This window comes from Clostridia bacterium, from assembly GCA_012841935.1.
Classification (GTDB): domain Bacteria; phylum Bacillota; class Peptococcia; order DRI-13; family DTU073; genus DUTS01.
Genome location: DUTS01000054.1, coordinates 1 through 14,290, shown reverse-complemented (window position 1 = coordinate 14,290; position 14,290 = coordinate 1). Strand labels below are relative to the sequence as shown.

The window sequence follows — 14,290 nt, the reverse complement described above, 5'->3', positions numbered from 1 at the left end:
TCGTTGTACCCGAAGTTAAGCCCTTGGACTGTTATATCAAACAGCGGTAGGTTTTATCCGAAACTGGACAGGAAGAACAGGGAAACAAACAGAACTTATAGAGTTTTATAAGGTTTTGGCAACGGAAAGAAACTGATTGAATTTGCCCATCTTAAAAACACCTGTATTAACAGTGAGCAAAGCGGATACGGCACAGAATTATCCTCAATTCTTGAAGCCATTGAAGAACAAACACTGCTGTCGTCAGATAAACTTAGAGATTTCTTCTGGGATATGTTCATTGTAGATGCCTTCCTTGGAAATTTCGATAGGCATAACGGCAACTGGGGTATCCTCGTAGATGAGTGCAAAAAGACTGCGGAAATAGCCCCTGTATATGACTGCGGCTCTTGTCTTTATCCCCATCATCTGGTAAAATATATTGCCACTAGTGATGGTGTGAAAAAGGTTTCTAATGCCAAGGCATTTTGGAATAGTAGCAAAAAACAGCAGTCGCTTATTACACAAATCATCGGAGAATTTCCCGACAGCAAGGAATCGCTGGAATATGAGGACTATCTTGCAAAGCCAAACCGTGAAAATGCTTCTGAATTTATTTCTATCACATTGGAACAGCATATTGAGCAAATCGGTGACAAAGAAAAATATCATGACTGCTCAAAGCCATGTCGGACGAAATCAAAGCCCTCAGCGATATGCTTGCAGAATATAGAAGAACCTACAATACAGAAAACACTATTGAGAACCGGGTAGCGGAAATTACCGAAATCCTTGAAAATGAACCGGAGCAAAACGATGTTTATAACGATGTTCTTGTACGACAGTTGATAGACACCATAAAAATTATAGGTGAAGAAAAACTGGAAATCAGCTTTAAATGTGGCCTCCAGTACGAGCAGAGCATCTTAATTAATAGGAAAAACAATTTAACAGCGGCACAGTGCCGCTGTTTCTCATGGTAGAAATATTCTTTTATTTAAAAGATTTTGTAGAAAATTAAAGGATTAAGCAAATATATTAGATTCCTATTATAAAAGCAAAAAGGTTCCGTAAAATACAACTAAATAAGGTTTATAATATGGTCAAAAATTTTGTTAGTGTCACGGATGGATATTTCAGGGAACTTAATTATTAAAATCTTGCTTATTCACCAGTTGGAGATTTCAAAAGCGTGTGAGTTCAAGTCACATTTATAAAATAGGGTGATATCCATTTTTTGTTATGTTGGATTTTTTTTGATAAAATAATTTTAGTAAAAGCAAAAGAGAACTTGCTGTGGATCCAGTCTTTCGTATTAGACATTTAAGAATGGTGTTAGTTTATATTGAATATTTGTATTTATGGTAATATATAAATACAATTTTTGGCAACCAAAAATACAATCTGCATAAAGATAAATAAAAAAGTAATTGCCAGTACCAATTCAATAATATACCCTATTAGTGACTTAGGGGGTAGAAATGACAATTACTTGTAACTGCTAAACTAAACTCAACAAATTTTGCTAAATAAGAATGAACATTATTTACCACAAAATCCCTTTCTTGGATGATTGAACTGGGAATTAAATTAGCGGGGGGCAAACAGATGTGTCATGGTATGAACTAACAATATGCAAGTGGAAAAAAAAATATAAGAGATTTAAATATTAAAAAATGGATATGCCCTAACTGTAATACTGAGTATAATAGGGATTTGAACATAGGGTAGGGACTATTCGAATTAACGTAGGCTACGAGGTCTATGAAGCGGGAAATTCTAAAAGCGATTTTAGAAACACGTGACTTTAGTCATGTGGGGTTTACTAAAGGGGGTCTAATTTAGTGGTAGAGGCACCGGAAATGTATTTAGTGTTAACTTTTTGTGCTGCAGTGGCTGCTCCTTTGGTAGTGGGTACTACCTATTATTTGATGACTTTGGCTTGGGAAGTTTTAGATTGGTTGTTGGCGGGAAGTAGTACTCCTGATTTTTTGTTGGCTGAACCGGAATTGGCTTTAGATAAGTTAGACGTTGAGCCACGTTTAAATTTAGAGGAGTTGGTTAAGCAATGTGTTCAGGGGCGGGAAGGGGAGCCGCGAGAGTTAAGTGGGCATTTTTTAAAAGAAAGATAAAAAGACTAGCTGAAATGTTTCGGCTAGTCTTTTTATTTAGTCCATTTTTTCCGTTTTTTCTTCTTTTTCTTTAGTGCCAAAGAGTGCTAAAAAACCAGCAATTAATAAAAGTGGGGTGCTGATAATATATCCCCATGAGACCATAATAAGACCACCGATGGCACTAACAATCATGGCTATACCGGATGGTACCGGCCTTTGTGGTGCGGCTAGGCCACCAATTAGGCCACTGATGCTAAAAATTAGTCCAAATATTCCTAGAATTAAAACCGATTCTGTTTTAAAAAGTGCGACTTTGGTGCCTACTAACATAAGTGAAAAAAGTGTGCCTAGAATACCGGCCATTCCGCCAAGGACACCAAGTGCGGTAACTTCTATTCCCAAAATAATCACCCCCTTTTAAAAGATTATACACAAATAGTCACTTCTTTATCAATCTCTAAAAACCTTTTTTTTAGATATTTTCAAACAGGATTCCCCTTTGGTAAAAAAAGGGTGCGGTTTGGATGGAAATTGATTTTAAGATATAATAGTGTTGGGGGGGATAAGGGTGAGCATGGTTTATACGTTTTTATATCCGCGTACCGAGGCGGTAGCTAAATTTAGGTCTTTATTTGTTAAAAAAGCAATAGAATGGTTGGGGGAAGAAAGAGTTGGTGATTATGGTTTAAGGTTAAAGGGGACTTTTTGCGGGGAAGCTTTTTCGGTAGTTATTTATTTTAATAAAAAAGGTGTTTCTACAAAACTTGTTCTGGAAAAAGGGGGCAAGGCTTTAAAGTTATTTTTAAGGGAGAAGTTGGGGGAAACTGGACCGCGGCTTTTAATTCCTGAGCCACATATTGGGGTTGATGAGGCAGGAAAAGGAGATTATTTTGGGCCTTTAGTGGTTGCTGGGGTGTTTATTAGACCCGAAGATGTAGATTTTTTAAAAGAAATTGGTGTGGCTGACAGTAAAAAGCTAAGTGATCAGGGGGTAAAAAAAATTGCTGGGGAGCTGTGTTCTTATTTTAAAGACAAAATTAACCTTGTTTTAATTAATCCCCAAAAGTATAATGAGTTGTACGCTCGTATTAATAATTTAAATCAGCTTTTAGCTTGGGGGCATGCTCGGGTAATAGAAAATTTATTATTAAGGGTAAAGTGTGAAAGAGTTATTATTGATCAGTTTGGCAAAAAAAGTTTTATCGAAGCGGCTTTACTAAAAAAAGGGCGACAGGTAAAAGTTAAGCAGATGCCGCGTGCAGAAGAAGATTATGCTGTGGCGGCGGCCTCTATTTTGGCTCGGGATGTTTTTTTGGCTAGGCTCGAAAAGTTAGGTGAAACTTATAATTTAAAGTTTCCTAAAGGTTGTGGTCCCCGGATTAAGGATGTGGGCAGGAGTTTTTTGGCGGAGTATGGTAAGCTAGAATTGGCTAAGGTGGCTAAATTGCATTTTCGGACAACACAAGAAATTGTAGATTTTCTGTAGCCTGAAAGGAAAAAGTTTGTTAGAATCTAATCTGGGTAAGGATGAAATATGAGCAAGGGGTGTGTAGGTGATGGTCAGAACTGTCGGAACAGTGGCTCGGGGTATCAGACTGCCGATTATTAAAGCTGGTGATGATTTGGTGAAAATGGTTATTCGGGCAATAATCCTTTCAGCAAAAACCGAAGGTTATTTATTGCGTGATCAGGATGTGATTGGAGTTACCGAATCGGCGGTTGCCAGGGCACAGGGGAATTATGTTTCCATTGATGAGGTGGCTGTAGATGTTTCCCGTAAAATTAAGGGAACAGAGGAATTAGGGATTCTCTTTCCGATTTTAAGCCGCAACCGATTTTCGCAAATTTTAAAAAGTATAGCCCGTTCCGCAAAAAAAATATATTTACAATTAGCCTATCCTGCTGATGAAGTAGGTAATCATTTAATGTGTTTAGAAAAAATGTATGAATTAGGTCTTAACCCATATTTGGATGTTTTAAGTGAGGCCCGCTACCGTGAATTGTTTGGTCAGGCGGTAAAACATCCTTTTACGGGTATTGATTATGTGCAAATGTATCGTGAGTTAGTAGCTGGGGAAGGGGCGGAAATTGAAGTATTTTTGGCTAATGATCCCCGCTTTATCCTGCAAAAAACTAAAAATGTCTTAGTAGCTAATGTGCATAATCGTCAAAGACATAAACGTGTTTTAAAACAGTTTGATCCTCAAATAGTTTTGGGTTTGGATGATCTTTGTACTACACCCCTAAAAAATGGTAGTGGCTATAATCCGGAATATGGTTTATTGGGTTCCAATAGAGCCACAAAAACAAAAATTAAACTTTTTCCTCGTGAAGGTGAAAAGTTTGTACAGGCTGTACAAGAGGGTTTACAAAGGGAAACTGGTAAACAGATTGAAGTTTTAATCTATGGTGATGGGGCTTTTAAGGATCCGGTAGGCGGAATTTGGGAATTGGCAGATCCGGTGGTTGCCCCGGCTTATACTAAAGGGTTGCGGGGTTTGCCCAATGAAATTAAATTAAAGTATTTGGCTGATAATCAATTACAGGATTTAAATGAAGAGGCCTGTCAAAAGGCAATTAAAGAATATATTCGTGAAAAAAAAGTTGATTTAGTAGGTGAAGCTGTTTCTCAAGGTACGACACCGCGGCAATTGACGGATTTATTAGGCAGTTTGTGTGATCTAATTAGTGGGAGTGGTGATAAAGGTACACCTGTAGTATTAATTCAAGGCTATTTTGATAATTATGCCACAGAGTAATTGTCGAGTTTTGCCCGAAGTATAAAAAATACATGAAGGAAAAGTGTTGCCTTTTTTCTAAAAAAAGATATCATAAAAGCTAATCCAATGAAGGAAATAAGTATTTAGGAGGTTTTTGGAGATGGTCGCAGCAGAATTTGAAGGTAGAAAAATTCATATTGTAGATACTACTCTACGTGATGGGGAACAAACTGCAGGTGTTGTTTTTGCCAATCGGGAAAAAATAACAATTGCTAAAATGCTTGATGAAGTGGGTGTAGACCAAATTGAAGCTGGCATTCCGGTAATGGGTGGGGATGAAAAAGAAACTTTAAAAGCCATAGTTAATCTAGGACTTAATGCTAGTATTATGGCCTGGAACCGGGCGGTAGTAAATGATATTAAACATTCTATTGAATGTGGTGTGGATGCAGTAGCAATTTCGATTTCCTCCTCAGATATTCATATTGAACATAAGTTAAGAACCAGTCGGGAAGATGTTTTGGAGAAAATAGCGAGGGCAGTTGATTTTGCTAAACAGCATGATTTATATGTTTCCGCAAATGCTGAAGATGCCTCGCGAGCAGATGAAGAGTTTTTGGTGAAATTCGTGCAAACTGCCAAAGAGGCGGGTGCTGATCGTTTGCGTTATTGTGATACAGTAGGTATTTTGGATCCGTTAACTGCTTATGAAAAAATTAAGCGTTTGTTAAATGAGGTAGAAATAGAAATTGAATTGCACATGCATAATGATTTTGGTTTGGCTACGGCGAATACATTAGCAGGAATTAAAGCTGGGGCTAATTATGCTGGTGTAACAGTCAATGGTTTGGGAGAAAGAGCCGGGAATGCTGCTTTGGAAGAAGTGGCTATGGCCCTGAAACATTTACTTAAATGTGAAATGACTATGAATACTAAAGGTTTTTTGGAATTATCTCATTATGTAGCTGATGCTTCTGACAGACCACTACCTATTTCCAAGCCAATTGTAGGGCAAAATATGTTTGCTCATGAATCCGGTATTCATGCTGATGGGGCAATTAAAAACCCGCTTACCTATGAAGCGTTTGATCCTCAAGAAATTGGTTTGGTCAGACAAATTATTGTAGGTAAACATTCGGGAACATCAACTTTACAGAAAAAATTTCAGGAGTTTAATATCAATTTGTCTAAAGAAATGGGTAATAAATTATTGGAACGGGTTAGAAAATCTTCTGTGGAATTAAAGAGATCTTTGTTTGATAAAGAATTGGTGCAGCTCTTTCAGGAGCTTAGTTCAGAAGATTAAGTAGGGGGAGAAAGTTATTGGCAGAAAGTGTAACCGCAAAGATTTTAAAGCAACATTTATTAGCAGGGGAATTGTTCCCGGGACGGGAAATTGCTTTACAGATTGATCAGACATTAACACAGGATACTACGGGTACTATGGTCTATTTAGAATTTGAGGCCCTTGGTTTTCCGCGTGTAAAAACAAAACGGTCTGTCGCCTATATTGATCATAATACATTACAGACAGATTTTCGTAATGCTGATGATCATCGCTTTATTCAATCGGCTGCAGCGAAATATGGGCTTTATTTTTCGCGAGCAGGTAATGGGATTTGTCATCAAGTTCATTTAGAGCGTTTCGCTGTACCTGGTCAAACCTTGTTGGGTTCAGATAGTCATACACCTACAGCTGGTGGTATGGGTATGTTAGCCATAGGAGCCGGTGGAATGGATGTAGCGGTGGCTATGGGGGGCGGCCCCTATTATTTAACCATGCCGGAAATTGTTAATGTGCACTTAAAGGGGGAACTTCCCCCTTGGGTAAGTGCTAAAGATATTATTCTTCATTTGTTATCACGGCTGACGGTTAAAGGTGGAGTTGGTAAAATATTTGAATATTCTGGTCCCGGAGTTGCCAATTTAAGTGTACCAGAACGGGCTACTATTACGAATATGGGGGCTGAATTAGGAGCAACGACATCTCTTTTTCCTAGTGACCAAGTCACTCGTCAGTTTTTAAAGGCACAGGGTCGTGAGGAGGATTGGCAGGAAATAATTGCTGATCAAGGGGCTATTTATGCCCAAAGAATTGAAATCGATTTATCTACATTGGAGCCCTTGGTTGCTTGTCCTCATAGCCCGGATAATGTAGTGGTGGTTAATGAATTAGCTAAGACAAAGGTAGATCAGGTTTGTATTGGTAGTTGTACGAATTCTTCATATGTGGATTTAGTTAAAGTAGCCACTATTTTGCGGGGTAAAAAAATACCGGCGGGGGTAAGTCTGGTGATTGCCCCTGGTTCACGACAAGTATTAAGTATGTTAGCTGCCCAAGGTGGTTTGGCAGATTTAATTGATGCTGGTGCTCGGATTTTAGAATGTGCTTGTGGACCTTGTATTGGTATGGGACAGGCACCGGCAACTGATGCAGTTTCTTTGCGTACTTTTAACCGTAATTTTTATGGCCGCAGTGGGACTACCTCTGCTCAGGTTTATCTATGTAGTCCAGAGGTGGCGGCAATAGCTGCTTTAAATGGTGAAATAACCGATCCACGGCTTTATGAACCACCAAAAGTAACTTTGCCGGAAATTTTTCCTGTAAATGATAATTTAATTGTGCCTCCTTTGCCAGCAGGGGAGAAGCAAAAGTTATGTAAAGGTCCTAATATTAAAACCTTTCCGGTAAATGAGAGTTTGCCGGAGCTTTTAAAAGGTGAAGTGCTTTTGGTAATGGAAGATAATTTGACTACAGATCATATTATGCCTTCACCGGCTAATTTATTGCCTTTGCGTTCTAATATTCCGGCTTTGGCGGAATATTGTTTAACTCCTGTTGATGAGGCTTTGCCGCAGCGGGCGAAAACTAAAGGTGGTGGGTTTTTGGTAGCTGGTGAGAATTATGGACAGGGTTCTAGCCGGGAACATGCCGCTTTAGTGCCTTTATATTTGGGAATTAAAGGTGTGCTGGCACTTTCTTTTGCTCGAATTCATCAGGCTAATTTGCTTAATTCCGGTATTTTACCTTTGACCTTTAGCAAACGAGAGGACTATTTGCGTTTAAAACAGGGTGATGAGTTAGTTTTGACAGATTTATCACAACAAATTTTAAGTGGGGAAATAATTAAGGTTAATAATAAGACAGGTAATTATTTCTTTGAAGTAAAATTGTTACTTTCACCACGTCAGAAAAAAATTCTTTTGGCAGGTGGTTTACTGCCTTATACCAGAAAACAAGCAGGGAGCAAAGATTAAAATGAGTTTACGTATTAAAATGAAACAGCCTTTGGTAGAATTAGATGGTGATGAAATGACGCGTGTTCTTTGGCAGATGATCAAAGACATACTTTTGAAACCATATGTGGATTTAAAAACTGTATATTATGATTTAGGTTTGAAAAATAGGGATAAAACCGCTGATGAAGTAACTAAGGAGGCCGCACAGGCCATTAAAAAATATGGGGTGGGAGTAAAATGTGCTACGATTACCCCTAATGCGGCCCGAGTAGAAGAATATGGTCTGCGTGAAATGTATAAAAGCCCTAATGGTACCATCAGAGCTATTCTGGATGGTACTGTTTTTCGGCGGCCCATCGTGGTAAAAAATCTTAAACCTTTGGTAAAAACTTGGAAAAAACCAATTACTATTGCACGACATGCTTATGGTGATCTTTATAAAGCTGTGGAAATGCGGATAACCAAACCGGGTACAGTGGAATTAGTCTATACTCCGGAAAACGGACTAACACGTCGAAAAGTGATACATGAATTTACTTCTACTGGTGTAGTTTTGGGTATGCATAATCTTGATGATTCACTGGCCAATTTTGCCCGGGCTTGTTTTCGTTATGCCTTGGATCAAAATCAGGATTTGTGGTTTGCGACTAAAGATACCATTTCTAAACAATATGATCATCGTTTTAAAGATGTTTTTGCTGAGATTTTTGATACTGAATTTGCGGCTGATTTTAAAGCTCGAGGACTTACCTATTTTTATACTTTAATTGATGATGCTGTGGCCCGTTTGGTGCGTTCAGAAGGGGGCTTTGTTTTGGCTTGTAAAAATTATGATGGGGATGTCCTTTCTGATTTGATAGCTGCAGCTTTTGGTAGTTTAGCCATGATGACTTCTGTCTTGGTTTCCCCACATGGTGAATATTTATTTGAGGCAGCTCATGGAACAGTACAGCGTCATTACTACCGTCATTTGGCTGGTGAAAGTACTTCTACTAATTCTTTGGCTACACTCTTTGCCTGGAGTGGTGCTTTGGCCAAACGCGGTGAACTAGATCAATTGCCGGCTTTAGTTCATTTTGCCTCTTTATTGGAACAAGCGGCTGTGGAAACAATTGAGGCTGGTTATTTAACTAAGGATTTAGCTTCGCAGGTTGAACCACCACTAAGGGAAGTTTTAAATACAGTAGAATTTTTGGAAAAGGTAAAAGAGCGAATGGAAAATTGAAAAGGGTGTTGGTCTTAGGACTGACACCCTTTTTAATTGGTGAAATGTTCTGCTTAATTAATTTTAATAGAAATGATATAATAGGTTTTACGGTGGTCGCCTTATATTTGGTGAACCACCGAATTTTTAGTGATTTACAGCTAATTTGACAAGGGAGGGACCTTGATGAGAGAACTTTTAACGGGAAATGAAGCTATTGCTCGGGGAGCCTATGAAGCTGGTTGTTTGGTAGCAGCAGCTTATCCGGGTACCCCTAGTACGGAAATTTTAGAAAACCTGGCTAATTATCGAGAAATTGACGCCCAATGGTCACCTAATGAAAAAGTAGCGGTTGAAATAGCTGGGGGAGCGGCTATTGGTGGTGTAAGGGCACTAGCGGCCATGAAACATGTTGGTTTAAATGTTGCTGCTGATCCTTTAATGACTTTGGCTTATAGTGGGATTAAAGGTGGTTTGGTAATTGTTACTGCTGATGATCCAGGAGCCCATAGTTCACAAAATGAACAGGATAATCGTCATTATGCTTCCTTGGCCAAGGTGATCATGCTGGAACCTAGTGATAGTCAGGAATGTAAGGATTTTACGAAAATGGCTTTTGCTTTAAGTGAACAATTTGATCTGCCGGTATTAATTCGGGTGACCACCCGTATTTGTCATAGTAAAAGTTTGGTTGAATTAGGTAAAAGGGAAGTAGTTAAACCCGGAGAATATAAAAAAGATGTAAAGAAGTATGTGATGGTACCAGCTCATGCCCGTTTAAAACATTATTCTTTGGAAGCAGTTCTACAAAATATAAGGAATTGGGGTAATTATAGTTCATTAAATAAAATAGTAAAAGGTAAAAAACGGTGGGGAATTATTACTGCTGGTATTGCTTATCAATATGCCCGAGAGGTTTTTGGTGAAGAGGCTACTTATTTAAAATTGGGTTTGACTCATCCTTTACCGGAAAAACTGTTGAGGGAATTTGCCAAGGAAGTGGAGGAAGTAATTGTTATCGAAGAAAATGATCCCTATTTGGAAACACGGGTAAAGGCTTTGGGGATTAAGTGTCAGGGTAAAAATAGGCTGCCCCTTTGTGGGGAATTAACCCCAGACATTATTCGCGGGGCTTTTTTTTCGGAACAAAAACAGGCTAAAGAAGTCAATTTAAATATTCCCACTCGTCCACCGGTATTATGTGCTGGTTGCCCACATCGTGGTTTGTTTTATGCTTTAAAGAAATTTAAAGAGGTGGTGGTAGCAGGGGATATTGGTTGTTATACTTTGGGTTTTATGCCGCCTTTGGAAATTACCGATACGGTAATTTGTATGGGGGCCAGTATTTCCGGAGGGATAGGTTTAAAAAAGGCTCTGCCGACTAAAAAAGTATTTAGTTGTCTTGGTGATTCTACTTTTTTTCATTCGGGAATTACGGGTTTGATTGATGTTGTTTATAATCAAACTGATTTAAAAATAGTGATTCTTGATAATCGTACTACCGCAATGACCGGTCACCAAGATAATCCGGGTACGGGGAAAACTTTGCAGGGAGAAAGTGTACCTTCGTTAAAGATTGTGGAATTAGTTAAAGCTGTGGGAGTGAAAAAGATTCGTGTCATTGATCCCTATGATTTAACGGCAACGGAAAAAGCCCTGCAGGAGGCTTATCAAGCCCAAGAGCCATTTGTTATTATTAGTAAGCGGCCGTGTGCTTTATTAAAAGAAGTACGGCGGGAAAGGCGGGGATGGGCTTGTAGTGTGGATCCGGAAAAATGTACAAATTGTAGGGCTTGTCTGCGATTGGGCTGTCCTGCTTTGGTAGCTGAGGAAAAACAGGTGGTAATTGATTCTGAACAGTGTAATGGTTGTGGTTTGTGTGCACAGGTTTGCCGGTTTGGGGCGATTAGTAGGGTAGGTGAAAAAAATGACTAAAGCAATTTTATTGGTGGGTGTAGGTGGACAAGGTACCCTTTTGGCTTCTCGAATTTTAAGTGCTGGTTTGGTAAAAGCAGGTTATGATCTTAAAATGTCTGAAATTCATGGTATGGCCCAAAGGGGTGGTAGTGTCATCACTCAAATCAAGTATGGGGAAAAGGTGTATGCTCCTTTGGTAGGACTTGGGGAAGCAGATTTACTAATTGCCTTTGAAAAAATTGAGGCACTAAGATGGCTCCCTTATTTAAAGGATAAGGGAATTTTACTGGTTAATGATTTGGAGATTTATCCCTTACCAGTTTTAAGCGGTAAAGAGATTTATCCGCAAAATGTTGAAGATTATTTACAAGATAAAGTAGAAAATTTTCAATTATTAAGGGCCCATTGGTTGGCTGGGGAATTGGGTAATTATAGGGTGCAAAATATGATTATTTTGGCAGCAGGGGTAAAGGCTTTAGGTCTTGAAAATTTAAATTGGCCGGCTATTCTGGCTGCTCATTTACCGGCAAATTTATTGGAGATAAATAACAGGGCTTGGGAAATAGGTTTAAAAGGAGAGGGAAAAAATGCGTCTAAAACTTGTTAGTTTAGGGATGGTTATGCTGGTGATAACCTTATTGTGTACCGCGGCGGTACCTGCCCATGATCCAGAAATTACGTTTAAACTAGGTAATGAAAATTTAATGGCTAAATATGAGCATTTAATTGTCGGTAAAAAAGTAGGTTTAATTACTAACCAAAGTGGTGTTAATAGTAAAGGAAAAAGCACAATTGAACTTTTGGCCGCAGATCCGCGGGTAGAGTTAATGGCTTTATATGGACCTGAACATGGTATTGATGGTCAGGCAGCAGCAGGGGCATATGTTGAATCTTATATTCATCCTGAATTGGGAATCCCAGTTTACAGTCTTTATGGTCCTACTAGAAAACCGACTGCGGAAATGTTGGCTAATGTTGATGTATTGCTTTTTGATATTCAGGATATAGGTGCCCGCACCTATACCTATATTTCCACATTAAATTATTGCCAGCAGGCAGCTAAGGAATACGGTAAAACGTTAATTGTTTTGGATCGACCTAATCCATTGGGGGGCTTAATTGTAGAAGGTCCTGTTTTGGAAGAAGCGTTTAAAAGTTTTGTAGGAGTAGATATTTTGCCGATGGCTCATGGTATGACCGTAGGGGAGTTGGCCCTTTATTTTAATCGTAATATTGGTGCTGATATACGGATTGTGCCTATGGAAGGTTATCAGCGTTCAATGATTTATCAGGATACAAATTTACCTTGGATTGCCACTTCACCTAATATTCCGGATTTAGATTCTGTTTTTGGTTATCAGGCAACCGGGTTGGGGGAGAATACTGGTATTTTTCAAGCAGATAAATTTAAATGGATTGGTGGTAAAGGTATTGATCCGGAAAAATATGCTCGTTTACTTAAGGGAGCAGGTTTAGCGGGTGTGACCTTTATCCCGGAATATCGGGGCAGTGCTGGAGGGGTAAGCTTAAAGATTACCGATTACCGTGCTTTTAATCCAGCGAAAACCGGTATTTATGCGTTAACTTATGCTCGTTCCTTGAATAATTTTAAAGTACCTAAAAGTACGGCACAAATCGTGAATATGTTTGATAAAATTATGGGTACAGATAAGTTTGGTCTTTATTTGGAACAGGGACTTAGTCCAGAACAAATAGTGGCTAAATATACACCACGTTTGGAAAGTTTTAAAAAAGAAAGGGGAAAATATTTAATTTATGGGGAAGATCCTTATCGGGCGGTGGTAGTAGATGTAGGGGGTAAGAGAATAGATTTTGACGTACTTCCCTATATTGATATCCATAATCGGGTTATGGTACCTTTAAGGGCCATAGGGGAAGCCTTAGGTGCAAAAATAGATTGGCATGAAGGAACCCGTACGGTTAGATTTACTAAAGGGGAAAAAGAAGTATTGTTTGTTATTGATCAAACTACAGCTTTGGTTAATGGTAAAATGATGGAAATGGATACTTCGCCGTTGATTAAAAATAGTCGTACTTTGCTTCCACTTCGTTATGTAGGGGAATTTTTGGGAGCAGAGGTAGATTGGTTGGGGCAAAGCAGTACAGTTAAAATAAATTAAGGTTGTAATGTTGCCGGGAAAGCAATATACTTAATTCTAATTAAGTATATTAGTTAAGGAGGTGACCCTGATGTCGCTATTTAAAAAATCAGATAAATTAGCAGATGTTTGTTATGACATTAGAGGTCCAATTATGCAAGAAGCAAGGCAATTAGAAGAAGATGGTTATCATTTGATCAAGTTAAATATTGGTAATCCGGCTCTTTTCGGTTTTAATGCTCCTGATGAAATTATTCGGGATGTAATTCTTAATTTGAAAAAAGCCCAGGGATATTCCGATTCACAAGGTTTATTTTCTGCCCGTAAGGCGATTATGCAATATTGTCAGCAAAGGGAAATTCATGGTGTTGAATTAGAGGATATTTATACTGGCAACGGGGTTAGTGAATTAATTGTGATGGCTATGCAGGGTTTATTAAATAATGGGGATGAAGTGTTAATTCCGGCTCCAGATTATCCTTTATGGACAGCCGCGGTTAATCTTTCCGGTGGTACGGCAGTTCATTATTTGTGTGATGAAAAGGCCGATTGGTTACCTGATCTAAAGGATCTAGCAGCTAAAATTACTGATAAAACAAAGGGAATTGTAATTATTAATCCTAATAATCCTACTGGTGCGGTGTACCCACGGGAAATTTTACAGCAAATAGTGGATTTAGCCGAGGAACATAATTTAATAGTTTTTTCTGATGAAATTTATGACAAAATCTTATATGATGATGTGGTACATGTATCTACTGCTACTTTGTCTAGGAAGGTGTTTTTTGTAACTTTTAATGGTTTGTCTAAATCACATCGAATTGCCGGTTTTCGGGCTGGTTGGATGGTTTTAAGTGGTAATAAAAGCATAGCCCGTGACTATATAGAAGGTTTAAAAATGCTTTCGGCGATGCGTTTATGTAGTAATGTGCCGGCTCAATTTGCTATTCAGACCGCTTTGGGGGGATACCAAAGTTTAACAGAATTATTGGTACC

The 14,290-nt window shown here is 38.6% G+C and carries 11 protein-coding genes and 1 pseudogene; 11 read left to right on the top strand and 1 reads right to left on the bottom strand.

The window, feature by feature from the left end; genetic code table 11:
- Positions 1-123 precede the first annotated feature (123 nt).
- Positions 124-402, top strand: a pseudogene (locus GX687_03310) (CtkA family protein).
- Positions 403-1,823: 1,421 nt separating this feature from the next.
- On the top strand, positions 1,824-2,111 hold the full coding sequence (locus GX687_03305) for a hypothetical protein (GenBank protein ID HHX96477.1): 288 nt from the start codon (positions 1,824-1,826) through the stop codon (positions 2,109-2,111).
- A 36-nt stretch (positions 2,112-2,147) separates the two neighbouring features.
- Here the strand turns inward: GX687_03305 and GX687_03300 are convergent, their stop codons facing one another.
- Positions 2,148-2,495, bottom strand: coding sequence for a hypothetical protein (locus tag GX687_03300; GenBank protein ID HHX96476.1), 348 nt, complete (start codon positions 2,493-2,495; stop codon positions 2,148-2,150).
- A gap of 172 nt (positions 2,496-2,667) precedes the next feature.
- Between GX687_03300 and rnhC the strand changes: the two genes are divergently transcribed.
- The 9 genes from rnhC to GX687_03255 form a co-directional block, all read left to right on the top strand.
- The gene (rnhC, locus tag GX687_03295) at positions 2,668-3,579 is read left to right on the top strand and encodes a ribonuclease HIII (GenBank protein HHX96475.1); all 912 of its coding nucleotides are present in this window, start codon (positions 2,668-2,670) and stop codon (positions 3,577-3,579) included.
- A 70-nt stretch (positions 3,580-3,649) separates the two neighbouring features.
- Positions 3,650-4,852: a F420-0--gamma-glutamyl ligase gene (locus tag GX687_03290; GenBank protein HHX96474.1), complete on the top strand. Its 1,203-nt coding sequence runs from the start codon at positions 3,650-3,652 to the stop codon at positions 4,850-4,852.
- A 121-nt stretch (positions 4,853-4,973) separates the two neighbouring features.
- Entirely contained in the window at positions 4,974-6,119 is a 1,146-nt protein-coding gene (nifV, locus tag GX687_03285) for a homocitrate synthase (GenBank protein HHX96473.1), read from the top strand.
- A 17-nt stretch (positions 6,120-6,136) separates the two neighbouring features.
- On the top strand, positions 6,137-8,071 hold the full coding sequence (locus GX687_03280; GenBank protein HHX96472.1) for an aconitate hydratase: 1,935 nt from the start codon (positions 6,137-6,139) through the stop codon (positions 8,069-8,071).
- Position 8,072: 1 nt separating this feature from the next.
- Positions 8,073-9,278 (top strand): NADP-dependent isocitrate dehydrogenase, encoded by a 1,206-nt coding sequence (locus tag GX687_03275; protein ID HHX96471.1) that lies wholly within the window; start codon positions 8,073-8,075, stop codon positions 9,276-9,278.
- 165 nt (positions 9,279-9,443) lie between these two features.
- Positions 9,444-11,192, top strand: coding sequence for an indolepyruvate ferredoxin oxidoreductase subunit alpha (gene iorA / locus GX687_03270; GenBank protein HHX96470.1), 1,749 nt, complete (start codon positions 9,444-9,446; stop codon positions 11,190-11,192).
- Positions 11,185-11,781 (top strand): indolepyruvate oxidoreductase subunit beta, encoded by a 597-nt coding sequence (locus tag GX687_03265; protein HHX96469.1) that lies wholly within the window; start codon positions 11,185-11,187, stop codon positions 11,779-11,781. The genes iorA and GX687_03265 overlap by 8 nt, the downstream gene beginning before the upstream one ends.
- On the top strand, positions 11,762-13,315 hold the full coding sequence (locus tag GX687_03260) for a DUF1343 domain-containing protein (GenBank protein ID HHX96468.1): 1,554 nt from the start codon (positions 11,762-11,764) through the stop codon (positions 13,313-13,315). The genes GX687_03265 and GX687_03260 overlap by 20 nt, the downstream gene beginning before the upstream one ends.
- 70 nt (positions 13,316-13,385) lie before the next feature.
- Positions 13,386-14,290 (top strand): pyridoxal phosphate-dependent aminotransferase (locus GX687_03255; protein ID HHX96467.1); only part of this gene is annotated, 905 nt, incomplete at its 3' end.